The 23,993-nt window shown below is 56.8% G+C and carries 25 protein-coding genes; 18 read left to right on the top strand and 7 right to left on the bottom strand.

What is annotated here, in order from left to right:
- Positions 1 to 206: 206 nt before the first annotated feature.
- The 5 genes from folD (at position 207) to ACQG2G_RS05285 (ending at position 4,725) form a co-directional block, all read left to right on the top strand.
- The gene (gene folD, locus ACQG2G_RS05305; protein WP_013095929.1) at positions 207 to 1,073 is read left to right on the top strand and encodes a bifunctional methylenetetrahydrofolate dehydrogenase/methenyltetrahydrofolate cyclohydrolase FolD; all 867 of its coding nucleotides are present in this window, start codon (positions 207 to 209) and stop codon (positions 1,071 to 1,073) included.
- Between the two features lies 1 nt (position 1,074).
- Positions 1,075 to 1,287, top strand: a complete 213-nt coding sequence (gene ybcJ, locus ACQG2G_RS05300; RefSeq protein ID WP_023621558.1) for a ribosome-associated protein YbcJ — start codon at positions 1,075 to 1,077, stop codon at positions 1,285 to 1,287.
- Positions 1,288 to 1,523: 236 nt separating this feature from the next.
- Positions 1,524 to 3,023 carry a PTS transporter subunit EIIC gene (locus ACQG2G_RS05295; RefSeq protein ID WP_014830936.1) on the top strand — a complete coding sequence of 500 codons (1,500 nt, stop codon included), beginning with the start codon at positions 1,524 to 1,526 and terminating at the stop codon, positions 3,021 to 3,023.
- 83 nt (positions 3,024 to 3,106) lie between these two features.
- Positions 3,107 to 4,123, top strand: a complete 1,017-nt coding sequence (gene malI, locus ACQG2G_RS05290; protein WP_020685029.1) for a Mal regulon transcriptional regulator MalI — start codon at positions 3,107 to 3,109, stop codon at positions 4,121 to 4,123.
- Positions 4,124 to 4,197: 74 nt separating this feature from the next.
- Positions 4,198 to 4,725, top strand: a complete 528-nt coding sequence (locus ACQG2G_RS05285) for a metal-dependent hydrolase (RefSeq protein ID WP_061771684.1) — start codon at positions 4,198 to 4,200, stop codon at positions 4,723 to 4,725.
- A gap of 89 nt (positions 4,726 to 4,814) precedes the next feature.
- Here ACQG2G_RS05285 and cysS read toward each other — a convergent pair whose 3' ends face one another.
- On the bottom strand, positions 4,815 to 6,200 hold the full coding sequence (gene cysS, locus ACQG2G_RS05280) for a cysteine--tRNA ligase (RefSeq protein WP_020685027.1): 1,386 nt from the start codon (positions 6,198 to 6,200) through the stop codon (positions 4,815 to 4,817).
- Between the two features lie 174 nt (positions 6,201 to 6,374).
- Between cysS and ppiB the strand changes: the two genes are divergently transcribed.
- From ppiB to mnmH, 7 genes are all read left to right on the top strand, one after another.
- Positions 6,375 to 6,869, top strand: coding sequence for a peptidylprolyl isomerase B (gene ppiB / locus ACQG2G_RS05275; RefSeq protein ID WP_020685026.1), 495 nt, complete (start codon positions 6,375 to 6,377; stop codon positions 6,867 to 6,869).
- Positions 6,870 to 6,872: 3 nt separating this feature from the next.
- Positions 6,873 to 7,595: a UDP-2,3-diacylglucosamine diphosphatase gene (gene lpxH, locus ACQG2G_RS05270; protein WP_029882625.1), complete on the top strand. Its 723-nt coding sequence runs from the start codon at positions 6,873 to 6,875 to the stop codon at positions 7,593 to 7,595.
- A 140-nt stretch (positions 7,596 to 7,735) separates the two neighbouring features.
- Positions 7,736 to 7,945, top strand: coding sequence for a YdgH/BhsA/McbA-like domain containing protein (locus ACQG2G_RS05265; protein WP_013095921.1), 210 nt, complete (start codon positions 7,736 to 7,738; stop codon positions 7,943 to 7,945).
- 65 nt (positions 7,946 to 8,010) lie between these two features.
- Positions 8,011 to 8,196, top strand: a complete 186-nt coding sequence (locus ACQG2G_RS05260) for a hypothetical protein (protein WP_013095920.1) — start codon at positions 8,011 to 8,013, stop codon at positions 8,194 to 8,196.
- A 160-nt stretch (positions 8,197 to 8,356) separates the two neighbouring features.
- Positions 8,357 to 8,866 carry a 5-(carboxyamino)imidazole ribonucleotide mutase gene (gene purE, locus ACQG2G_RS05255; protein ID WP_013095919.1) on the top strand — a complete coding sequence of 170 codons (510 nt, stop codon included), beginning with the start codon at positions 8,357 to 8,359 and terminating at the stop codon, positions 8,864 to 8,866.
- The gene (purK, locus tag ACQG2G_RS05250; protein ID WP_013095918.1) at positions 8,863 to 9,930 is read left to right on the top strand and encodes a 5-(carboxyamino)imidazole ribonucleotide synthase; all 1,068 of its coding nucleotides are present in this window, start codon (positions 8,863 to 8,865) and stop codon (positions 9,928 to 9,930) included. Before purE ends, purK begins: the two co-directional genes overlap by 4 nt.
- Positions 9,931 to 10,025: 95 nt before the next feature.
- A complete protein-coding gene (mnmH, locus tag ACQG2G_RS05245; RefSeq protein WP_020685023.1) occupies positions 10,026 to 11,096 on the top strand; it encodes a tRNA 2-selenouridine(34) synthase MnmH in 1,071 nt (356 codons plus the stop codon).
- 123 nt (positions 11,097 to 11,219) lie between these two features.
- Here mnmH and ACQG2G_RS05240 read toward each other — a convergent pair whose 3' ends face one another.
- From ACQG2G_RS05240 to ybbA, 3 genes are all read right to left on the bottom strand, one after another.
- On the bottom strand, positions 11,220 to 12,365 hold the full coding sequence (locus tag ACQG2G_RS05240; protein ID WP_013095916.1) for a porin: 1,146 nt from the start codon (positions 12,363 to 12,365) through the stop codon (positions 11,220 to 11,222).
- Between the two features lie 182 nt (positions 12,366 to 12,547).
- Positions 12,548 to 14,962, bottom strand: coding sequence for a putative ABC transporter permease subunit YbbP (gene ybbP, locus ACQG2G_RS05235; RefSeq protein ID WP_061771683.1), 2,415 nt, complete (start codon positions 14,960 to 14,962; stop codon positions 12,548 to 12,550).
- Positions 14,959 to 15,645 (bottom strand): putative ABC transporter ATP-binding protein YbbA, encoded by a 687-nt coding sequence (gene ybbA, locus ACQG2G_RS05230; RefSeq protein WP_013095914.1) that lies wholly within the window; start codon positions 15,643 to 15,645, stop codon positions 14,959 to 14,961. The genes ybbP and ybbA overlap by 4 nt, the downstream gene beginning before the upstream one ends.
- Here ybbA and tesA point away from each other — a divergent pair.
- From tesA to ACQG2G_RS05215, 3 genes are read left to right on the top strand one after another with little or no spacing between them, the layout of a single operon-like run.
- The gene (gene tesA, locus ACQG2G_RS05225; protein WP_013095913.1) at positions 15,616 to 16,239 is read left to right on the top strand and encodes a multifunctional acyl-CoA thioesterase I/protease I/lysophospholipase L1; all 624 of its coding nucleotides are present in this window, start codon (positions 15,616 to 15,618) and stop codon (positions 16,237 to 16,239) included. The genes ybbA and tesA overlap by 30 nt on opposite strands.
- A gap of 28 nt (positions 16,240 to 16,267) precedes the next feature.
- Positions 16,268 to 17,038 carry an SDR family oxidoreductase gene (locus tag ACQG2G_RS05220; protein WP_061771682.1) on the top strand — a complete coding sequence of 257 codons (771 nt, stop codon included), beginning with the start codon at positions 16,268 to 16,270 and terminating at the stop codon, positions 17,036 to 17,038.
- Positions 17,039 to 17,096: 58 nt separating this feature from the next.
- Complete coding sequence (locus ACQG2G_RS05215; protein WP_048970985.1) at positions 17,097 to 17,951, top strand: co-chaperone YbbN; 855 nt, start codon at positions 17,097 to 17,099, stop codon at positions 17,949 to 17,951.
- A 48-nt stretch (positions 17,952 to 17,999) separates the two neighbouring features.
- Here the strand turns inward: ACQG2G_RS05215 and fetB are convergent, their stop codons facing one another.
- Positions 18,000 to 18,782 (bottom strand): iron efflux ABC transporter permease subunit FetB, encoded by a 783-nt coding sequence (fetB, locus tag ACQG2G_RS05210; protein WP_020685020.1) that lies wholly within the window; start codon positions 18,780 to 18,782, stop codon positions 18,000 to 18,002.
- Entirely contained in the window at positions 18,775 to 19,446 is a 672-nt protein-coding gene (gene fetA / locus ACQG2G_RS05205) for an iron efflux ABC transporter ATP-binding subunit FetA (protein ID WP_061771681.1), read from the bottom strand. Before fetA ends, fetB begins: the two co-directional genes overlap by 8 nt.
- A 162-nt stretch (positions 19,447 to 19,608) precedes the next feature.
- Here fetA and ACQG2G_RS05200 point away from each other — a divergent pair, with 162 nt between their 5' ends.
- Both ACQG2G_RS05200 and ACQG2G_RS05195 read left to right on the top strand, forming a co-directional pair.
- Positions 19,609 to 20,523, top strand: coding sequence for an SPFH domain-containing protein (locus ACQG2G_RS05200; protein WP_008499312.1), 915 nt, complete (start codon positions 19,609 to 19,611; stop codon positions 20,521 to 20,523).
- On the top strand, positions 20,520 to 20,972 hold the full coding sequence (locus tag ACQG2G_RS05195; protein ID WP_020685017.1) for an NfeD family protein: 453 nt from the start codon (positions 20,520 to 20,522) through the stop codon (positions 20,970 to 20,972). Before ACQG2G_RS05200 ends, ACQG2G_RS05195 begins: the two co-directional genes overlap by 4 nt.
- Here the strand turns inward: ACQG2G_RS05195 and cueR are convergent.
- Entirely contained in the window at positions 20,969 to 21,379 is a 411-nt protein-coding gene (cueR, locus tag ACQG2G_RS05190; RefSeq protein WP_013095907.1) for a Cu(I)-responsive transcriptional regulator, read from the bottom strand. The genes ACQG2G_RS05195 and cueR overlap by 4 nt on opposite strands.
- 108 nt (positions 21,380 to 21,487) lie before the next feature.
- On the opposite strand from cueR, the gene copA reads away from it, so the two are divergent.
- Complete coding sequence (gene copA / locus ACQG2G_RS05185) at positions 21,488 to 23,986, top strand: copper-exporting P-type ATPase CopA (protein WP_040021500.1); 2,499 nt, start codon at positions 21,488 to 21,490, stop codon at positions 23,984 to 23,986.
- Positions 23,987 to 23,993: the final 7 nt, after the last annotated feature.

Raw genomic sequence — 23,993 nt, 5'->3', positions numbered from 1 at the left:
TCAGGAAACTATTTTTAAATATGTCAAAACGCTGCCATTTTACCAGGTCACATCCTAATCCTGCCTAAGAAATTGACCATCACCCGAGAAGGGTCTTTACGCCCGCCGGAGGAAAACTCGCAAAGGGTGACTGACAGCGGCGCTCGCTTCTGACAAAATACAGGCCATCCCCCCTTTCAAACGTTACAGACGGAATCTTCTCTCTGATGGCAGCAAAGATTATTGACGGTAAAACGATTGCGCAGCAGGTGCGCTCTGAGGTCGCAGAAAAAGTGAAGGCGCGTAAAGCGGCTGGTTTTCGCGCACCAGGGCTTGCCGTTGTGCTGGTTGGTAGCAACCCGGCATCGCAGATTTATGTCGGCAGCAAACGCAAAGCGTGTGAAGAGGTGGGGTTCGTCTCCCGCTCTTACGATTTGCCGGAAACCACCACCGAAGCAGAACTGCTGGAACTTATTGACACCCTGAATGCCGATAAAGAGATCGACGGTATTCTGGTCCAGCTGCCGCTGCCGGCAGGCATCGACAACGTGAAGGTACTGGAGCGTATCGCGCCGGATAAAGACGTGGACGGTTTCCACCCGTATAACGTTGGCCGTCTGTGCCAGCGCGCGCCGCGCCTGCGTCCCTGCACCCCGCGCGGCATCGTGACGCTGCTGGAGCGTTATAACATCGACACCTACGGTCTGAACGCCGTAGTGATTGGCGCCTCCAACATCGTGGGCCGTCCGATGAGCATGGAGCTGCTGCTGGCCGGTTGCACCACCACCGTGACCCACCGCTTCACCAAAAACCTGCGTCATCACGTCGAGAATGCCGATCTGCTGATCGTCGCGGTCGGTAAGCCGGGCTTCATTCCCGGGGAATGGATTAAGGAAGGGGCGATTGTCGTGGACGTCGGGATTAACCGTCTGGAAAACGGCAAAGTGGTTGGCGACGTGGTTTATGAAGACGCCGCAGCGCGTGCCTCTTACATCACCCCGGTACCGGGCGGCGTAGGCCCAATGACCGTAGCAACACTGATTCAGAATACCTTGCAGGCATGCGAGGAGTATCACGACGTAGAGGACGCGTAACATGGCGACATTTTCATTAGGTAAACATCCACACGTTGAGCTGTGCGATCTGCTGAAGCTGGAAGGCTGGAGCGAGAGCGGTGCGCAGGCCAAGATTGCCATTGCCGACGGGCTGGTTTTCGTCGACGGCGTGGTAGAAACGCGTAAGCGCTGCAAGATTGTTGCCGGTCAGACCGTCAGCTTTGACGGCCAGAGCGTGACCGTTACGGCCTGAGCCGTCTGATGCCCTCACCCTAACCCTCTCCCACAGGGAGAGGGGATAAAAAAATCCCCCCACACCCATCACGGTTAATTATCGATCAACTTCAAATAATCACTATTTCATCTGTTGAAAAGTGAAAATTGTGTTGCGCGTTTTTCACGCTTTGCCCACGATAAGTAGAACGTTCTACTAAAACGTTCTACTTACAATAACAGCGCCAAAAAAAGCGCTTCTCGGGGGAAATCAGCATGAGTCTGATATCAGGGTTTGTTAAATCGCTGTCTAAGTTATCGATGATTGGTCGCGCCTTAATGCTGCCAATTTCACTGCTTCCCGCTGCGGGCCTGCTGCTGGCCTTTGGCGATAAGTTTCACCTGCCGCTGATGATGAACGCGGGTGGGGTTATCTTTGATAACCTGCCCATGCTGTTTGCCATTGGCTCCGCCGTGGGTCTGGCATCGGAATCCGGCATTGCCGCACTGTCTGCCGCCGTCTCGGTGTTTGTTACCAATATCACCATCAGTACCGTGCTGAGCATCACGCCGGAAATGGCCTCTCAGGGCGGAAAATACGCCATGGTGGTCGGCATCCCGACGCTGCAGATGGGCGTCTTTGGCGGGCTTATCTGCGGTATTCTGGCGGCGTGGTGCTATAACCGTTTCCACACCATGCAGCTGCCGGAGTTCCTTGGCTTCTTCTCCGGCAAACGCTTTGTGGCGATTGCCACGGCGTTTCTCTCGTTCCTGCTCGGCCTGCTGCTGCCCTACGTCTGGCAACACATTCAGGCAGGCATCGACGCGCTCTCCGTGGTGGTGAACGGCGATAATCAGGCCGCCTCAACCTTTATCTTCGGTCTGGTCGAACGCGCCCTCATCCCGCTCGGTCTGCACCATATCTGGTACCCCTCTTTCTGGTATTCATTTGGTGATTACACCACTCAGGCGGGCCAGGTGATCCACGGCGACCAGACCATCTGGTTCAAGATGCTGGAAGAAGGGGTGAAATCCTTCAGCAGCGACACCTACCAGAATGCTGGTAAGTTCATGCAGGGTGAATTCCCGCTAATGCTGTTTGCCCTGCCTGCGGCGTGTCTGGCGATGTATCATGAAGCGCATACCAAAAATAAAAAAATCGCGGCCGGTATTCTGTTCTCTGCGGCACTCACCTGCTTCCTGACGGGGATCACCGAGCCGGTGGAGTTCACGTTCATCTTCGTCGCACCGATCCTCTACGTCTTTAACGCCATTATGGCGGGCCTGGCGTACATGACCATGTATCTGCTGCACGCCCATATCGCCAAGTCGTTCTCGGCAGGCTTTATCGATTATCTGTCGTTCGGGATCCTGCCGTCATTCAACGGCTATCAGACCAACTTCCTCAATGCCATTATCATTGGTATTCCGATGGGCCTGATTTATTACTTCACCTTCCGTTTCGTGATCCGTCGCTTTGACGTGAAAACGCCGGGCCGTACCGAAGTGACCGCCAGCGCGGATGATAAATCCGATTCTGAACTCGCCACCGAAATCATTACCCTGCTGGGCGGTGCGCACAACATCGACTCCGTTGGCTCCTGTATTACCCGTCTGCGCCTGGAAGTGGCAAAAAGTGATGCGGTGGATAAAGATGGCCTGAACGGACTCGGTGCACGCGGCGTGGTCTTCGTGGGTGATAACGGAATTCAGGTGATTTTCGGTGCCAGAGCACAGTTTATCGCCCAGACCATGTCCACCATGATTGGCAAATAATAAGATGCCGGAACGACACGTCTCCTGTAGGCTGAGAGACGTGTCGTATCTGGCTGATAATCGGTAAATTTCAGGGAGCGGTTTTGAAGAAAGTCAGCATCATTGATGTCGCAAAGCACGCGGGTGTGTCGGTCTCTACCGTATCGCTGGTGCTGCGCCAGAAAGGGAAAATCTCCGAAGCAACGATCGAGAAGGTCAATGCCGCCATCACGACGCTGGGCTATGTTCATAACGTTGCCGCTGCTAACCTTCGCGCCAACACCTCCAACCTGATCGGCCTGATCCTGCGTGATTTTAGCGACAGCTTTTCCATCAAAGTCATGGCGAGTATCGTCCAGGAGCTGGAGAAGCAGGGCTATATGGTTTTTCTCGGCCAGCCGCTGAACGATCGGGAGCATTTAGAGCGCACCCTGCTCTCCTTTAAGCAACAGGGCGTGGCGGGCGTGATCTATCTCGCGTCGGATACGCGCTCCTCAACCCTGCCGGAGCAGATCCGCCAGTGCCCGCTGCCGCTGGTGGTGGTCTCGCAGTCTCTACTGGATGAAAAATGCAACCTGGTGATGCGCGATAACCGCCAGGCGGCAAACCTGGCCGCGCGCTATCTTATCGAGCGCGGGCACCGCAACATCGCCTACATTGGCGGACGGGAAGGCTGCCTTATTCGCGAGCAGCGCCTGCTCGGATTTCGCAGCGCAATGACCCAGAACGGGCTGGTGTGGCGCGATGAAAGCTCCCCGGCCTGCAGCGATGACACGCAAGCCGCCGCAATGGCGACCCGCCAGCTGCTTGAAAAAAACAACACCATCACCGCCCTGCTCTGCCATTCACCGGATGCGATGATCGGCTGCATTAGCGGCATTCATCAGGTGGGCCGCACCGTGGGAAAAGATGTATTTCTGACGCAGCAGGTCGCGCTGGTGGGCTTTGAAGATATGCTGCACGTCAACCTGACCTCGCCGTCGTTTACCTATGTCTCCTCCGCCAGTGACGAGACAGGCCGCCAGGCGGCGGGTCTTATCATCCGTAAGCTAAAAGAGCCAGAGCTGCAGACGCAGCGCATTACCCTCTCCGGCCAGCTTATCGCGCGGGAATCGGCGTAAAAATCGGAATTTAGCACAGGTCAGTTCCAGCGAAATCGCTGCTATATTCCCATGATTTGTCATGGAAAATTACGATGCCTACCGTTATCACTCACGCTGCTGTTCCGCTTTGCCTGGGCTTAGGCCTGGGAACCCGGGTTATTCCTCCCCGCCTGCTTTTCGCCGGTGTCGTGCTCGCGATGCTGCCCGATGCCGACGTGCTGGCGTTTAAGTTCGGCGTTGCTTACGGCAATGTTTTCGGCCATCGCGGCTTTACCCATTCACTGCTGTTTGCCTTCGTGGTGCCGATACTCTGCATACTGGTCGGGCGACGATGGTTCAGGGCAAGTTTGACGCGCTGCTGGCTGTTTTTAACCGTGTCGCTGCTGTCGCACAGCCTGCTGGATTCCGTCACCACCGGCGGCAAGGGCGTCGGCTGGCTGTGGCCGTGGTCAGATGAACGCTTCTTTGCGCCGTGGCAGGTGATTAAGGTCGCCCCGTTTGCCCTGTCGCGTTATACCACGCCGTACGGGCATCAGGTGATTATCTCTGAACTGCTGTGGGTGTGGCTGCCGGGAGTGGTGCTGATGGGGTTGTTGTGGTGGCGAAAGCGTGCACGCTGATGCCCTCACCCCGGCCCTCTCCCACAGGGAGAGGGAGAACACCTAACAATCCCCTCTCCCTGTGGGAGAGGGTTAGGGTGAGGGGAAAATTACTTACGGCGCCAGGTGGTCCCCTGTGGGCCATCTTCCAGGATGATCCCCATCTCGGTCAGGCGATTGCGCGCTGCATCTGCTGCCGCCCAGTCTTTCGCCTGACGGGCTTCCAGACGCGCGTTAATCAGCGCTTCAATCTCTGCCACTTCACCGTCATCCGCCTGCGCACCGCTCTGCAGGAAGGCATCCGGCTCCTGTTCCAGCAGGCCAAGCACGGAAGAGAGTTTACGCAGGTGAGAAGCCAGCGCATTCGCCGCCGCCATATCTTCTGACTTCAGACGGTTGACTTCACGCGCCATATCGAACAGCACCGAGTAGGCTTCCGGGGTGTTGAAATCATCGTTCATCACCTCAACAAAGCGGGCCTCAAACGCCTCGCCGCCCGCGGCCTCCACGGACTTGTCGGTACCGCGCAACGCAGTGTACAGACGCTCCAGCGCAGAGCGTGCCTGTTTCAGGTTCTCTTCACTGTAGTTCAGCTGGCTGCGGTAGTGGCCCGACATCAAAAAGTAACGCACGGTTTCCGCATCGTAATACTTCAGCACGTCACGCACGGTGAAGAAGTTGCCCAGCGATTTAGACATCTTCTCGCGGTCAACCATCACCATCCCGGAGTGCATCCAGTAGTTCACATACTCGCCGCCGTGCGCACAGGTGGACTGCGCGATTTCGTTTTCGTGGTGCGGGAACATGAGGTCTGAACCGCCGCCGTGAATGTCAAAATGTTTGCCCAGCTGTTTGCAGTTCATCGCCGAGCACTCAATGTGCCAGCCCGGACGCCCTTCTCCCCATGGAGATGGCCAGCTTGGTTCGCCCTCTTTGGACATCTTCCACAGCACGAAGTCCATTGGGTTACGCTTCACGTCAACCACGTCAACGCGGGCGCCAGCCTGCAGTTGGTCAAGATCCTGACGGGAAAGCGAGCCGTAGGTAGGATCGGTTGGCACTGAGAACATCACGTCGCCATTGTCCGCAACGTACGCGTGGCCGCGTTCAATCAGCTTTTCCGTGATCTCGATAATTTCGTGAATATGGTGGGTCGCACGCGGCTCGCTGTCCGGGCGCAAAATGTTTAACGCGTCGAAATCCTTGTGCATCTCAACGATCATACGATCCACCAGCGCGACAAAGCTTTCGCCATTTTCATTAGCGCGCTTGATGATTTTGTCGTCAATATCGGTGATGTTACGCACGTACTTCAGGTTATACCCGAGGAAACGCAGGTAACGCGACACGACATCGAATGCGACAAAGGTACGGCCATGGCCGATATGACAGAGATCGTAAACCGTAATACCACACACGTACATGCCGACTTCCCCGGCATGGATAGGTTTAAATTCCTCTTTCTGGCGCGTCATTGTATTAAAGATTTTTAACATCGAAGATTCCATGTAAACACGTGTGTGGACGAAAACCGGGTATTCTACCCGTAATTCAAACCCGAAGCAGCACACAATGCAAGGTGATCGCATCCTGTGGTTATGCTATAACAGGCCCCTATATCTGACCCGAACGCGGGTCGACGTACCACAATAACGGAACAGGATGCAAAAATGGTTACTTTCCACACTAATCATGGCGATATCGTAATCAAAACCTTTGATGACAAAGCGCCTGAAACAGTTAAAAACTTCCTGGACTACTGCCGCGAAGGTTTCTACAACAACACCATTTTCCACCGTGTGATCAACGGCTTTATGATCCAGGGCGGCGGTTTTGAACCGGGTATGAAGCAGAAAGAAACAAAAGAAGCGATCAAAAACGAAGCCAATAACGGCCTGAAAAACACCCGCGGCACGCTGGCGATGGCGCGTACTCAGGCTCCTCACTCTGCCACCGCGCAGTTCTTCATCAACGTGGCTGACAACGACTTCCTGAACTTCTCCGGCGAAAGCCTGCAGGGTTGGGGCTACTGCGTATTCGCAGAAGTGGTTGAAGGCATGGACGTGGTCGACAAGATCAAAGCCGTTTCCACCGGCCGCAGCGGCATGCATCAGGACGTTCCAAAAGAAGACGTTGTGATTACCAGCGTGACCGTCAGCGAGTAATTCGTGGCGACACTCTTTATTGCAGATTTGCACCTGCAAACAGAAGAACCGGCGATCACCGCCGGTTTTCTGCGTTTTTTAGCGGGTGAAGCCAGACACGCCGACGCGCTTTACATCCTTGGCGACCTGTTTGAAGCCTGGATCGGCGACGACGACCCCAACCCGCTGCACCGTGAAATGGCTGCCGCCATTCACGCGCTGGTCACCTCCGGCGTTCCCTGCTACTTCATTCACGGCAACCGCGATTTTCTGGTCGGCCCTCGCTACGCCCGGGAAAGCGGCATGACGCTGCTGCCAGAAGAACAGGTGCTTGACCTCTATGGTCGAAAAGTCCTGATCATGCACGGTGACACGCTCTGTACGGACGATACCGGCTATCAGGCGTTTCGCGCGAAGGTCCACACCCCGTGGATCCAAAAGGTGTTCCTTGCCCTGCCGCTGTTTATCCGTAACCGTATCGCCGCCAGAATGCGCGCGGGCAGTAAAGCCGCCAACAGCAGTAAGTCGATGACCATCATGGACGTCAACCCGCAGGCAGTGGTCAACGTGATGGAGAAACACCACGTCCAGTGGTTAATCCACGGTCATACCCACCGTCCCGACGTGCATACGTTGGTCGCCAACGGCGAACCGGCTCACCGTGTGGTACTGGGCGCGTGGCACAGCGAAGGATCGATGGTGAAAGTCACGCCTGAAGGTGTGGAACTGATCGCTTTCCCGTTTTAATCTCTCCCGCAAAACTCATTCTATTTTTTTGAACGATATCGGCAAATTGTTTCGATTTTAATCAGCCCGTGGTCGGCCTATCATTTATCACATCAGGGCAACACGCCCTATCCCAAACAAAACACTTAAGGATTACGACCATGAAATCTATCAAAACTTTCGTTGCAGTTGCCGCTCTGTCTCTGATCTCTTTCGGTTCTTTCGCACAAAGCGTTAGCGCGACAGCCTCAACCCTGGATCGTGCAGAAGCGAAAATTGCCGCTCAGGCTGCTGAACAGGGCGCGTCTTACAAAATCACCAGCGCACAGTTCAATAACCGCGTGCACATGACTGCAGAACTGACCAAATAAGATCGCCGTTTGCCGTGCCGCCAGTAGATCCGCGACAGCGACAAGACGATGAGGAAGGAAAGAGAATGAAAAAAATCAGCATCGTAAGTGCCCTGCTGCTGGTCGCTGGACTGTCCACTGGCGCGATGGCAGCAGAGAATGGCTTCTGTGTACCCGAAGCCGGCTCGAATATCGACACCAGCATGGTGAATCATATTGATGTCAGCCACGCATTCGACAAAGAGAACCTGACCGCAGGGGATCTTCAGTAACTTCTCAAAACAGACCGCCTGAATGCGGTCTGTTTTGTTATTCCCGCGCACCACAACGGCTCGGTTTTTAACCGCGCAACCGTTTTCCTTGCCCGTATTACATGCTATTCTCTGTGCCCTCGAAAGCAGTGTGTTTCGCACCACAGGAGTTTTAAGACGCATGTCTTCCCGCAATAATCCGGCGCGTGTCGCCATCGTGATGGGGTCCAAAAGCGACTGGGCTACCATGCAGTTCGCCGCCGAAATCTTTGAAATCCTGAATGTTCCTCACCACGTTGAAGTGGTTTCCGCACACCGCACGCCGGATAAACTGTTCAGCTTTGCCGAAAGTGCGCAAGAGAACGGTTACGAGGTGATCATTGCCGGTGCGGGTGGTGCAGCTCATCTGCCGGGCATGATTGCCGCCAAAACGCTGGTGCCGGTACTGGGTGTTCCGGTGCAGAGCGCCGCACTGAGCGGTGTCGACAGCCTTTACTCCATCGTGCAGATGCCGCGTGGTATTCCTGTGGGTACGCTGGCCATCGGCAAAGCGGGCGCGGCAAACGCGGCTCTGCTGGCAGCGCAGATCCTGGCGACGCACGATAAAGCCTTACATCAGCGTCTGGCGGACTGGCGTAAAGCCCAGACCGACGAGGTGCTGGACAACCCGGACCCGCGGGGTGCGGCATGAAGCAGGTTTGCGTCCTCGGTAACGGTCAGTTAGGCCGCATGCTGCGCCAGGCCGGTGAACCGCTGGGTATTGCCGTCTGGCCGGTCGGTCTGGATGCCGAACCCGAAGCCGTGCCGTTCCACCAGAGCGTCATTACCGCTGAGATTGAACGCTGGCCGGAAACCGCGCTGACCCGTGAACTGGCGCGCCATAACGCTTTTGTGAACCGCGACGTGTTCCCAATCATTGCTGACCGTCTGACGCAAAAACAGCTGTTCGACAAGCTCGGATTGGCGACCGCGCCGTGGCAGTTGCTGTCTGATAAAAGCGAGTGGAACGATGTCTTCGCTATGCTGGGCGAACTGGCGATTGTAAAGCGTCGCGTCGGCGGTTATGACGGCCGCGGACAGTGGCGTTTGCGCGCGCACGAAACCGCCGAACTGCCGGAAGAGTGCTACGGAGAGTGCATCGTTGAGCAGGGCATCAATTTCAGCGGTGAAGTGTCGCTGGTTGGCGCTCGCGGCCACGACGGGCGTACCGTATTTTATCCTCTGACCCATAACCTGCATCAGGACGGGATCTTACGCACCAGCGTCGCCTTCCCGCAGGCCAATGCTGAACAGCAGGCCCAGGCTGAAGAGATGCTCTCGGCCATTATGCATGAACTGGGTTATGTGGGCGTGATGGCGATGGAGTGTTTTGTAACGCCGTCTGGTCTGCTGATCAACGAACTGGCACCGCGCGTTCACAACAGCGGTCACTGGACGCAAAACGGCGCATCAATCAGCCAGTTTGAGCTGCACCTGCGCGCCATTACTGACCTGCCGCTGCCGCAGCCGGTGGTTAACAGCCCTTCAGTGATGATCAACCTGATCGGTACCGATCTGAACTACGACTGGCTGAAGCTGCCGCTGGTGCACCTGCACTGGTACGACAAAGAGGTTCGTCCGGGGCGTAAAGTGGGTCACCTGAACCTGAACGACAGCGACGCAGGCCGCCTGAGCGCTACCCTGGAAGCGATGATCCCTCTCCTGCCGCCGGAATACGCAAGCGGGATTGTCTGGGCGCAATCAAAGCTCAAATAAGCGATAATTGCCGGGGAGTTGATCTTCCCCTTCCCCGGCCTCTCCTCACGCGCGTAAAATCCCCCTCCATTGCTGTTTTGATTTCTGGAATAACCATGAACGATGGAACGGATTATCGCGCGATACTCGCGTCCGATACCCCTTTGATTGACGTTCGCGCGCCGATCGAATTTGCGCAGGGTGCGATGCCTGCGGCAATCAACCTGCCTTTAATGAACGACGACGAACGCGCCGCCGTGGGGACCTGCTACAAACGCCAGGGGCCCGACGCTGCGCTGGCGCTCGGTCATAGTCTGGTGAACGGCGACACGCGGGAGGCCCGGATCAACGCCTGGCGCGAAGCCTGTCTTGCCCGACCTGAGGGCTTTATCTGCTGTGCGCGCGGCGGACAGCGCTCGCATATCACGCAGGCCTGGCTGAAAGAGGCGGGCGTGGATTACCCGCTGATCCGCGGCGGCTATAAAGCCCTGCGTCAGACGGCGATTCAAGTCACTATTGAGCAGTCACAAAAACCGATGGTGCTTATCGGCGGCTGTACCGGAAACGGTAAAACGTTGCTGGTGAAGCAGCACGCGCAGGGGATCGATCTGGAAGGGCTGGCCCACCATCGCGGCTCATCGTTTGGCCGCACGCTGACGCCACAGCTTTCCCAGGCAAGCTTTGAAAATCATCTGGCCGTCGAGCTGTTGAAAAAAGATGCCGCACGTTGGGTGCTGGAGGATGAGGGCAGGATGATTGGCTCTAACCATCTGCCGGAATGCCTGCGCGACCGGATGGCCGAAGCCCCTATCGTGGTGGTAGAGGATCCGTTTGACATTCGTCTTGAGCGCCTGCGCGAAGAGTATTTCGACCATATGTGGGCCGATTTTTCTGCCGCCTACGGCGAAGAGGCAGGCTGGAAGGAGTATAGCGAGTACCTGCACCACGGTCTGTTCGCCATTCGCCGCCGTCTGGGGCTGCAGCGTTATGCGGAATTCACCGCGCTGTTAGATTCCGCGCTGCTGGAACAACAACGCTCTGGCAGCACTGACGCACATTTTAGCTGGCTTGCGCCGCTGCTCAGAGATTATTACGACCCGATGTACGGCTATCAGCTGGAGAAGAAGGCAGAAAAGATTGTATATCGCGGGACGTATGGCGAGGTCGCTGACTGGCTTGATCGCTAAAAGAAAGCCGGGTGGCGAGGTAAAAGCAAAACGGCAACCTGGTTGCCGTTTTTAATGTTTGTACCCTCTCCCTGTGGGAGAGGGTCAGGGTGAGGGCATCAAACCGCACCCTGTGCTTCGACCTTAGAAGTCGTAACGCAGACGCACCAGGTTCATATCGCCCAGGTTGTCGGTGCTGGAGGTGAACACGTGTTCGTAATCCACACGGAAACCGTAGTCCAGCTGGAAGCTGATACCCACACCGTTGTCGATGCGCTGGTAGTTACGGCCGTTCACGTACTCGATACGGTCACCCATGAAGTATGGCTGGATGGATTTAACCGCATACTGATTGATTGGGAATTTGTACCCTGCGAAGTATTCGATACCCCATGCGTCACCGGCAAAGTAGTCGTTAACAGACACTTTTTTGGTGGTCAGGAAGTTCTGGTACCAGCCGCCGCCAGCAGAGAAGGTCCAGTTATCCGGTGTCCAGCTGAGCGCGGTACCGAGGATGTTCTGGTCATAGGTTTTGCTGTCGCCGTTGTCCGGGTTACGCATATCCGCACGGGTGTAGTTCCATGCCGCGCCCCAGGTCAGATCGGTGGTCAGGTGGTAATCGATACCCAGGGAACCGCCGCCTTTACGCTTGTAGCGCAGACCGTTGCCCGGCAGGTATTCGCTGTCTTCAAACAGGTAAGAGGCGTAGATATCAGCATCGCCAACGGTTTTCTTATATTTCAGCATATTGCGTGAACGATAAGAGCCATCGTAGTCGCCGTTGATACCGTTACCTGGTGCCTGACCGATCATGTCGTAGTCCCAGATATCGGTTTTCACACCCACCACATCATAGTACACGCTGTTCTGTTGACCGAAGGTCAGCGTACCCCAGGTGTCGCTCTTCAGGCCGGTGTAGAGCATACGGCGCGTGGTGTCGTGGGCACCCTCGGCATAGTGATGATCCCAGTTGAACTGGGCAGGGATATTCACACCCAGTTCGTAGTAGCTGATCCAGCTGATGTCGTCGAACAGATAGTAATCTGCCGCAAAACGGAAACGGGTGCCGCCGTCGAAACCGTTACGTTTGTAGCTGTTTTTACCGTCGTCGCCCGTCATGTTCTGGAACTGAGGACGAATACTGCCGCCAACGGTAAAGTTCAGACGGCTCAGCGGGTTACCCGCCTGAGGATCTTGCTTAAGAACCGTGATTTCCGCCTGAGATGCGAAGGAGGTTAATGCCACTGCTGCGCCAATAGCTGTCGCCAGCGCGGTTGTTTTTATAGTCATTATTTTTCCTTAATAGACACGCTGCTAAATATTTAGCGTGTGAATATTAACTGGAAATAATCGGGCTGTGTGGGCGGGTTTTTAATGTTTTGTGCTACTAAATGAGTGGGTATTATCGATTTGTGCTGTTAACGGGCTGCGCACCAGCATTTAAACCGGTACGCAACCATCACGTCTGTGAACTAACTGACAAACTGGCGGAACAGTGCCTTGCCTTTTAACAGCCGCGTTCCAAGCCAGCCGCCGCAAAGTGAAAGCAAAAGCGCACCGCACACCGGCAGCGTCAGCCACAGGCGCCAGTCTGGCTCCCACGGGAAGTCGAAGACTTTCGACTGCAGCACTGCCAGCGCCGCCTCTGCGCCAATGGCGGCCACCAGGCCTGCCACCAGCCCCAGCAGGGCGAACTCGCTCCACAGCGTAGCCCTCAGCAGGCGCTTGCCGGCTCCCAGCGTACGGTAGACCACCAGCTCCTGATGACGCTGACGCATGCCAACCTGCACCTGTGCCAGTAGCAACAGCACGCCGCAAATCGTCACCAGCACCACCATTACCTCCAGCGCGCGGCTGACCTGCTCCAGCACCTGACCGACCTGTTTCAGTATCGCGCCGATGTCCAGCAGGCTGACCGTCGGGAATTCCCGGTTAAGCTGCGTCAACATGCCGTTGCCGTTTTCCCAGCGGAAGCTGGTGAGCCAGCTCTGCGGCTGTCCATCCAGCGCCCCGACAGGGAAGATAAAGAAGAAGTTTGGCCGCAGGCTTTCCCAGTCCACTTTGCGCAGGCTGGTCACTCTGGCGCTGAAATCCTGCGTGTCGCCGGTAAAGGTCACGCTATCTCCCAGCTTCACATTCAGACGCTTTGCCAGCCCCTCTTCCATCGACACTTCCCCGGCCTTTGGCGGCCAGCTTCCGGCGGTGATCGGGTTGTGATCCGGGCGCTTCTCCTGCCAGGTCAGGTTTAGCTCACGGTTGAGCGACTCATCTTTATTTCCCTCCGTCGACTGACCGTTGATCTGCGTCAGGCGCGCACGCACGATCGTATAGAACGACTCGGGAATAATGTGATGCTCAGAGAGAAAACCCTTCAGTGGCGTCACCTGTTCTGGAGCAATATTGATCAGAAAATAGTTCGGGCTTTCCGGCGGAAGCTGCTGTTGCCAGCGATCCAGCAGATCGCCGCGCAGCACCAGCAAAAGCGCCAGCAGCATAAACGAGAGCGAAAACGCCGAAAGCTGGCTCAGCGTTGACCACGGCTGATGCAGCAGACGGTTCACCGCCAGCCGCACGGGAAGGGATTTAATCGTCATCCTTTTCAGAACAGTGAGCAACATCCAGCCCAGCATGCCACACAGCAGCGCCAGAACCACCGCCCCGACCAGCACGGCCCACAGCAGGGTACTCCCGCCCATCAGCCAGGCAAGGAGCCCGATCACCACGGCTATCATCACCGGCAGGTAGTATTTGAGCGGCCAGACGCTGGCCACCACATCGCGGCGCAGCACGCGCAGCGGCTGAGTGGCGAGCAGGAGCCGGTACGGGCGCAACCCCACCAGCAATGAAATCACGGTCATCGCGCCAATCGCCCACAGCCACGGCCAGAGGCTTGCTGGCGGCAGCGCGGCAGGCAGTACCGGTTTCAGGAGCATCATCAGCAGCTTTTCAAACAGCAGACCTGTCGCCCCACCGGTGACGGCCGACAGCGCCAGCACCATCAGCCACTGGCCGACAATCAGCCTCCGCAATTGCGCCCTGCCCGCGCCAAGAGTTTTGAGGATCGCCACCAGATCGTAACGGCTGCGGCAGTAGTGTCCCATCGCCACGGCTACCGCCGCGACGGCCAGCAGCAGGGTTAACAGCGCCGAGAGCAGCAGGAACTGCTGAGAGCGTTCAAGAGACTTGCCGAGCGCGCCTTCATCCTGCTCAAGCCCGTACCAGCGGTGCTCCGGTTTTAACTGCGGCAGAAGCCATTTTTCATACGCCTCCAGCTGCGCAGGCGTGCCGCCAAACTTATAGCGCCAGGTGACACGGCTCCCCGGCTGGACGGCGTTGGTTTTCGCCACGTCTGCGGTGTTCATCAGCAAGCGTGGGGCGAGCTGGAACGGGTTGAAGCCGGAATCGGGTTCCTGAACCACCTCCCCGGCAATGGTCAGCGTCGCGTCCCCCACGTCGATGCTGTCACCTGTTTTCAGGTTCAGCAGCGCCATCAGTCGCGGCGCCAGCAGCACCGTACCGGGTTTCGGCTTGACGCCTGGCGGGCTGGTCTGCAGTTCACCGTACATCGGGTAGATATTATCCACGGCTTTGACGCTGGCCAGCTGCGGCGTGTCACCGGCGAAGGTCATGGTCTGGAAGCTTATCTGCTCCCCGACCTTGAGCCCCCGCTTGCGCGCTTCGTCGATCCAGCCCGGCGGGACGGAGCGCGAGCTTTGCAGCGCCCTGTCGCCCGCCATAAATTCGCGGCTTTGCTGGCTAAGCCCTTTCTCCATGCGATCGCTGACGCTGCCCAGCGCCAGCACGCAGGCCACCGCCAGGCTTAACGCCAGCCAGACGATCAGCAGCGAAGGCGAGCGCCACTCGCGCCAGAACCAGCGGGCAATCATGCTTCCTCCTGCAATTCACCGTTGACCAGCCGCAGGCGGCGATCGCAGCGGGCGGCCAACTGCGGATCGTGCGTGACCAGAATCAGCGTGGTGCCATGTTCCCGGTTGAGCGAGAACAGCAGATCGGCAATCTTATCGCCGGTTTTACGGTCCAGGTTCCCGGTGGGTTCATCGGCAAACAGCACCTCCGGGCGACCATTAAATGCGCGGGCCAGCGCCACGCGTTGCTGCTCTCCACCGGAAAGCTGCGCCGGAAGATGGTCAAGGCGTTTCCCCAGCCCCAGCTGTTCCAGCAATGCCTTCGCATGATCGCGGCTTTCACGGCTGCTTTCTCCGCGCAGCAGCGCGGGCAACTCAACATTTTCCAGAGCGTTCAGGGTGGGGATCAGCATGAAGGACTGAAACACAAAGCCGATGTGACGGGCACGTAGCGCGGCACGCGCCTCTTCATCAAGCTGATGCAGCGGCTGTCCGACCAGGTTAACCTCGCCGCTGCTGCCGTCGTCCAGTCCGGCCAGAATAGCCAGCAGCGTGGACTTACCGGAACCGGATTCGCCAATCAGCGCAATGGTTTCGGCAGGTTTGACAACGAGTTCAACTCCGGTGAGGATGGAAAGCTCGTGTTCCCCCTGACCGACGGACTTCTTAAGACGATGAACTTCAACAATGTTTTCCGCTGGCATTTGCCCTTCCTGTTTTTGATTCTGATGACTTTCCGCGCGGCGGCAGCGGACACGTTACTGGTTCTCGGCGACAGCCTCAGCGCAGGCTATCGTATGGCGGCCAGTGCGGCCTGGCCGGCTCTGCTCAACGAAAAATGGCAGAGCAAAACGTCTGTTATCAACGCCAGCATCAGCGGTGATACCTCGCAACAGGGCTTGTCGCGTCTGCCAGCCTTGCTCAAACAGCATCAACCGCGATGGGTACTGGTGGAGCTGGGCGGTAACGACGGATTGCGTGGCTTCCAGCCTCAGCAAACGGAACAAACCCTGCGCACCATCCTGAAGGACATTAAAGCGGCGAACGCCCAGCCGCTGCTGATGCAAATTCGCCTGCCCGCCAACTACGGTCGTCGGTATAATGAAGCCTTTAGCGCGATCTACCCTAAGCTTGCCAACGAGTTTGATATTCCGCTGCTGCCATTTTTCATGGAAGAGGTCTATCTCAAACCCAACTGGATGCAGGATGACGGGATCCACCCCAATCGCGATGCACAGCCGTTTATTGCCGACTGGATGGCAACGCGGCTGGCTCCTTTAGTTAACCATGACTCCTGATTAAGCGGAGATCCTGACAGGTAAAGTTATGCAAAAATCGGTCTTAATTACAGGATGTTCCAGCGGAATTGGTCTTGAAAGCGCGCTCGAATTAAAGCGTCAGGGATTTCAGGTGCTGGCGGCCTGCCGTAAACCTGACGATGTGGAACGCCTCAACGGGATGGGGTTCACCAGCGTGTTACTGGATCTGGACTCACCGGAAAGCGTTGAACGCGCCGCCGATGAGGTGATCGCCCTTACCGGCAACCGTCTGTACGGTCTGTTCAATAATGCCGGTTACGGTCTCTATGGCCCGCTGAATACGATCTCCCGCGAACAGCTTGAACAACAGTTTTCCAGCAACTTTTTCGGTGTGCATCAGCTCACCATGCACCTGCTTCCGGCGATGCTGCCTCACGGTGAAGGGCGTATCGTGATGACCTCCTCGGTGATGGGGCTGATTTCTACCCCCGGCCGCGGCGCGTATGCCGCCAGCAAATATGCGCTGGAAGCATGGTCGGACGCCCTGCGCATGGAGTTGCGTCACAGCGGGATTAAGGTGAGCCTGATTGAACCCGGCCCCATCCGCACCCGTTTTACGGATAACGTCAACCAGACGCAGGCGGACAAACCGGTCGAAAACCCCGGCATCGCCGCACGTTTTACCCTTGGGCCGGAAGCGGTTGTCGCGAAAGTGCGCCATGCTTTTGAGAGCGATAACCCAAAAATGCGCTATCCGGTAACGCTGGTCACCTATGCCGTAGGCTGGTTAAAACGTCTGCTGCCGGGCCGGATGATGGACAAAATTTTACACGGTTGAGTTGAAGCGACGACGCTCACCCCCATGTAAATAACAAACCGATAAAAGAGAATGCCGCATGTCCGTACAGAATATCGTCAATATTACTGAAGCAAACCTGCAACAGGTCCTCGAACAGTCGATGGTTAAACCGGTACTGTTCTACTTCTGGTCTGAACGCAGCCAACACTGTCTGCAGCTGACGCCGGTCCTCGAAAGCCTTGCCGCGCAATACAATGGCCAGTTCATTCTCGCCAAACTGGACTGTGATGCAGAACCCATGGTGGCCTCTCAGTTTGGCCTGCGCGCCATCCCCACGGTCTATCTTTTCCAGAATGGACAGCCTGTTGATGGCTTCCAGGGACCGCAGCCTGAAGAGGCGATCCGCGCCCTGCTGGATAAAGTGCTGCCGCGTGAGGAGGAGCTAAAAGCGCAAGAAGCCATGGCGCTGATGCAGGAAGGTAAATACGACGAAGCCCTGCCGCTGTTGAAAGACGCCTGGCAGATTTCTAAGCAGAACAGCCAGATTGGCCTGCTGCTGGCTGAAACGCAGATTGCCCTGCACCGCTCAGAAGATGCCGAAGCCGTGCTAAAAACGATCCCGTTGCAGGATCAGGACACCCGCTATCAGGGCCTGGTGGCGCAAATTGATCTGCTGAAACAGGCGGCGGATACCCCGGAAATCCAGCAACTCCAGCAGCAGGTTGCCGATAACCCGGCCGACGCAGCGCTGGCAAGCCAGCTGGCACTCCAGCTGCATCAGGTGGGTCGAAACGAAGAGGCGCTGGAATTGCTGTTCAGCCATCTGCAAAACGATCTGGCGGCCGCAGACGGTCAGGCGCGGAAAATGTTCCAGGAGATCCTGGCCGCGCTGGGTACCGGCGATGCGCTGGCCTCGAAGTACCGTCGTCAGCTGTACGCGCTGCTCTACTAAAAAAAATGCCCGGTGGCGCTCACGCTTACCGGGCCTAAACAAACAGGCTTAATCCGCTTTTTTTAGCTGTGTGACCACCAGCTGGTGGCGCGCGTTGTAGAACTTCCTATACGTCAGATAACAGGCAATGATGGTCGACAGGCTCGCCGTGGAGAGCAGCATAAAGGTCACCATGATCTGATATTTGATCGCTTTCACCGGATCAATCCCGGCGAAGATCAGCCCTGACATCATCCCCGGCAGACTCACCAGCCCGACCGTTTTCGCCGAATCCACCGTAGGGATCAGCGACGCGCGGATACTCTCACGAATCAGCCGCGCCGACGCCACTTTTGGCGTGGCCCCCAGGCTTAACTTCTCCTGCAGCTTCTGTTGCTCACTGCTGAAGCGCTGGCCAAGGTTGTTGTAGCACAGCCCTACCGCCACCATGGCGTTCCCGGCGATCATCCCGGAGATGGGGATCACCTGCATCGGCGTAAACTCAATAGAGCCAGATAGCACCAGCACCGCCAGCGTCAGCGCGGTCCCGGTCGTAATGGCAATAAATGACGAGACAAACGCCTTATCGATATATTTGCTGCGCTTCTGCGCATTCCACGCTGCGTTGAAGCAGATAAACAGCACCATCAGCAGCGTCAGCACCGCGTGGTTGACGTTAAAGATGTACTTCAGCACATAGCCAACGATGATGAGCTGAATCACCGCGCGGCAGATGCTCCAGAGGATATCTTTCTCCAGCCCCAGCTTTTCCCGGTAGCTCACTAAAATCGCCACCAGTACCAACACCATCGAAAACGCCAGCGATGCGTTGGTGATATTATGCTCACCCATGGTTTGCCTCCTGCCATTTCCCACCCTGCGGCTGCAGCGTGATGACATCATCCGCATGGGCAATTTCATTTGCGTCGTGCGTCACCCACAGCACGGCAATATTTTGTTCACTGGCGTAGCGATGGATGATGTCGTTCACGTTGCGCTTGTTGGCCTCATCCAGCGCGCTGGTGATCTCGTCCAGCAGCAGCACCTTAGGTAAAAACTGCAGGTTACGAATCAGCGAAACGCGCTGCTTTTCGCCCCCGGAGAGCTCATTAATGGATTTGGTCAATGTCTCCTGCGCCAGGCCAAAGCGGGCCAGGTCAGCGATAAATTTATCCGGCTCCGGCGTTTGCTGGCGAATCTGCCACGGGAAGATCAGGTTGTCATAGACCGTTTCGCCGAACAGTGAAGGGGTCTGTACACAATAAGAGACCTGCTGGCGATAGCGTTCCGGGGAGAGGGTCGCAATATCGTGGCCCTCAAACAGAACGGTTCCCTCCGTAGGACTTAGCAGTGAAGCCACAATTTTCAGTAACGTGCTTTTGCCGCAGCCTGACGGCCCGGTGATTAATTTAAACTCGCCCGGTGAAAGGCAAAATTCGACGTGCTGAAGGATCGTATTCCCCCCAACACGAAACCCGACATCCCTGAGATGTAATATGTTTTTTTGATCGTTCATTCCGCTTCCGTTAACCGCTTCTGGTAAAAATCGTCTGTAGCATAATCCTTTGTCCCTTCCCAGCCTATTTTCAGAGGCGAATTTCAGCCCGATAGCCGATATACTGATGAACAATAAACATGCATTTTTACTCATCAACAGCATGCAAAACAGGAGGTTTTTATGCTTATCGTTGTTCCTGTCCTTATATTCGTTGCGCTGGTTATTGTGGGCGCCGGGGTCAAAATTGTCCCGCAGGGATATCAGTGGACCGTTGAACGCTTCGGCCGCTACACCAATACACTCCAGCCAGGTTTGAGCCTGATTGTTCCCTTCATGGACAGAATTGGTCGCAAGATCAACATGATGGAACAAGTGTTGGATATCCCCTCGCAGGAAGTTATTTCGAAGGATAACGCCAACGTCACCATCGATGCCGTCTGTTTTATTCAGGTAATTGATGCGCCCAAAGCCGCCTATGAGGTGAGCAACCTGGAGCTGGCGATTGTTAATCTGACAATGACCAACATCCGTACGGTACTCGGCTCTATGGAGCTGGACGAAATGCTCTCTCAGCGTGACAGCATCAACACCCGTCTGCTGCACATTGTTGATGAAGCGACAAACCCGTGGGGCATTAAAGTCACCCGCATTGAAATCCGGGACGTTCGCCCGCCTGCGGAGCTTATCGCTTCGATGAACGCCCAGATGAAGGCAGAACGAACCAAGCGCGCCTATATTCTGGAAGCCGAAGGGGTGCGTCAGGCGGAGATCCTGAAAGCCGAAGGGGAAAAACAGTCGCAAATTCTGAAAGCGGAAGGGGATCGCCAGTCTGCCTTCTTGCAGGCAGAGGCGCGTGAACGTTCTGCCGAAGCGGAAGCCCGCGCAACCCAGATGGTATCCGAGGCCATTGCCGCCGGTGACATCCAGGCCGTTAACTACTTTGTCGCGCAAAAATATACCGATGCGCTGAAAGAGATAGGCTCGGCAAATAACAGCAAAGTGGTGATGATGCCGCTGGATGCCAGCAGTCTGATGGGCTCCATCGCCGGGATTGCTGAACTTATCAAAGACAGCGGAAACGAGCGCAAAAAATGATTGAGCTGATCGTCGCACATCCTCATGCTTTCTGGCTAAGCCTGGGTGGCTTACTGCTGGCCGCAGAGATGCTTGGTGGCAACGGTTATCTGCTCTGGAGCGGTGTGGCCGCGGTGATTACCGGGCTGCTGGTCTGGCTGCTCCCCCTGGACTGGGCGTGGCAGGGCGCGCTGTTTGCCGTGCTGACGCTGGTGGCCGCCTGGCTGTGGTGGCGCTGGCTGAACCGTCAGGTTAACGAGCAAAAACCGCTGGATACCCATCTCAATCAGCGTGGACAGCAGATCGTCGGCCAGCGCTTTACGCTTGAGACTGCTCTGGTGAACGGCCGCGGACATATGCGCGTGGGCGATAGCTCCTGGCCGGTGGTGGCCGACGATGACCTCAGCGCCGGGACGCGGGTTGAGGTCATCGCGGTGGAAGGGATTACGCTTCGGGTTAAAGCCTGCTAAGCCTGCGCCTTACGATGACAGCAGCCGGCAAGATTATCGATAATCGGGCAGTCGGCGCTGTCATCTCCCGGACAGGATTCCGCCAGCGCCAGCAGCTGCTTGCGCATCGCTTCCAGTTCCGTAATGTGCCGTTCAATCTCCGCCACTTTTTCCAGCGTCCTTTTTTTTACATCTGCGCTGTGGCGTTTTGGATCGTTGAACAGATTCACCAGCTCACCGCACTCTTCAAGGTTAAAACCCACCTGACGCGCCTGACGCAGTAAGGTCAGCTCGTCCAGATGCAGTTGCGTGTAGCTACGGTAGCCGTTTTCGCTGCGCAGCGGCGGCGTCACCAGCCCCTTCTCTTCATAAAAGCGGATTGCTTTGCTGGTCAATCCGGTTTTTTTCGCAACATCGCTGATATTCACATTTCCCCCTTGACCTTCCCCTTGATGGAAGGTTTAACCTTCATAACAGTTAGCGAAAAGCGTTACTCCGGTCAACAACTGACCAGTTCATTATACGGGAGTTTTGTTATGTCTCACACAATTGACCTGACACTGGACGGCCTCTCCTGCGGCCACTGTGTCAAACGCGTAAAAGAAAGTCTGGAACAGCGTCCTGATGTCGAAAGCGCTGACGTCACTATCGATCACGCCGCCGTCACCGGCAGCGCCAGTGCGCAAGCGCTGATTGATACCATCAAACAGGCAGGTTATGGGGCGGAGCTGAGCCACCCAAAGGCTAAACCGCTGGCAGAGTCATCATCCCCGTCGGAAGCACTGACAGCGGCCACTCCTGAGCTTCCGGCAGCTGATGATATCGATGACAGCCAACAGCTGCTGATCAACGGCATGAGCTGCGCCAGCTGCGTCTCCCGGGTGCAAAATGCCTTGCAGGCGGTACCCGGAGTCGCGCAGGCACGGGTCAATCTTGCGGAGCGTACTGCGCTGGTCATGGGCAGTGCCTCCGCCGCAGAATTAGTGCAGGCCGTTGAAAAAGCGGGCTATGGCGCAGAGGCCATCGAAGATGATGCCAAACGCCGCGAACGCCAGCAGGAAACGGCTATCGCCACCATGAAACGCTTCCGCTGGCAGGCCATTGTTGCACTGCTGGTCGGGATCCCGGTGATGGTGTGGGGCATGATCGGTGACAACATGATGGTCACCGACGATAACCGCACGCTGTGGCTGGTCATTGGTATTATTACGCTTGGTGTAATGGTATTTGCAGGCGGTCATTTCTACTCCAGCGCCTGGAAGAGCCTGAAAAACCGCACCGCAACCATGGATACGCTGGTGGCCCTCGGCACGGGTGCGGCATGGCTCTACTCCATGAGCGTGAACGTCTGGCCACAGTGGTTCCCGATGGAAGCCCGCCATCTCTATTATGAAGCGAGCGCGATGATCATCGGCCTGATTAACCTGGGCCATATGCTGGAAGCCCGTGCCCGTCAGCGCTCCTCAAAGGCGCTGGAGCGGCTGCTGGATTTAACCCCACCAACCGCCCGCGTGGTCACTGACGACGGAGAAAAAAGCGTTCCGCTGGCCGAGGTTCAGCCCGGTATGACGCTGCGTCTGACCACCGGTGACCGCGTTCCCGTGGACGGAGACATTACGCAGGGCGAAGCCTGGTTTGACGAAGCGATGCTCACCGGGGAACCCATTCCGCAGCAGAAATCACAGGGTGATGGCGTGCATGCCGGTACGGTGGTGCAGGACGGCAGCGTGCTGTTCACCGCCAGTGCGGTGGGAAGCCACACCACGCTGTCCCGTATTATCCGCATGGTGCGCCAGGCACAGAGCAGTAAGCCTGAAATAGGTCAGCTGGCCGATAAAATCTCCGCCATTTTTGTGCCGGTGGTGGTGGGCATTGCGCTGCTGAGCGCGGCTATCTGGTATTTCTTCGGCCCGGCGCCGCAAATTGTCTATACCCTGGTGATCGCCACCACGGTACTGATTATCGCGTGTCCTTGCGCGCTCGGCCTTGCGACGCCGATGTCGATTATTTCCGGCGTGGGTCGCGCCGCCGAGTTTGGCGTGCTGGTGCGTGATGCCGACGCCCTGCAACGCGCCAGCACTCTCGACACGCTGGTCTTTGATAAAACCGGTACCCTGACCGAAGGTAAACCGCAGGTTGTATCCGTGCATACCTCAGGCTTCGCGGAGGCTGACGCGCTGCGTCTCGCCGCGGCCCTGGAACAAGGCTCCAGCCACCCGCTGGCGCGTGCCATCATTGAGAAAGCCGGTGAGGCCAGCCTGCCGCAGGTGAACAACTTCCGCACCCTGCGCGGATTAGGCGTCAGCGGTGAGGCCGAAGGACACACATTGCTGCTGGGTAACCAGGCCCTGATGAATGAAAACGGCATAGCAACTTCAGCGCTGGAAAGTGAACTGAATGCCCAGGCATCACAGGGCGCAACCCCTGTGCTGCTTGCGGTGGACGGTCACATTGCGGCCCTGCTGGCCGTGCGCGATCCGTTACGTCAGGACAGTGTGGATGCCTTACAACGACTGCACCGCGCGGGCTACCGTCTGGTGATGTTAACCGGGGATAACCCAACCACGGCCAACGCCATCGCCAGAGAGGCGGGGATCGATGAAGTCATTGCCGGTGTCCTGCCGGACGGCAAAGCGGACGCCATTAAAACGCTGCAACAGCAGGGGCGCCAGGTCGCGATGGTTGGCGACGGTATTAACGATGCGCCTGCGCTGGCACAGGCAGAGGTGGGGATTGCCATGGGAAGCGGGAGCGACGTTGCCATTGAGACGGCAGCCATCACACTGATGCGACACAGCCTGATGGGTGTTGCCGATGCGCTGGCGATTTCGAAAGCCACGTTGCGCAACATGAAGCAGAACCTGCTGGGTGCGTTTATCTATAACTCGCTCGGTATCCCGATTGCTGCCGGCATTCTGTGGCCCCTGACCGGTACGCTGCTTAACCCGGTGGTCGCAGGTGCAGCGATGGCGCTCTCCTCCATTACCGTGGTGAGCAACGCCAACCGTCTGCTGCGCTTTAAACCGAAAGCGTAATACGTTG

Source organism: Enterobacter cloacae complex sp. 382A5 (assembly GCF_050031095.1).
GTDB lineage: Bacteria > Pseudomonadota > Gammaproteobacteria > Enterobacterales > Enterobacteriaceae > Enterobacter > Enterobacter cloacae.
The sequence above is the reverse complement of the archived record's forward strand: the minus strand, read 5'-3'. Positions and strand labels throughout refer to the sequence as shown.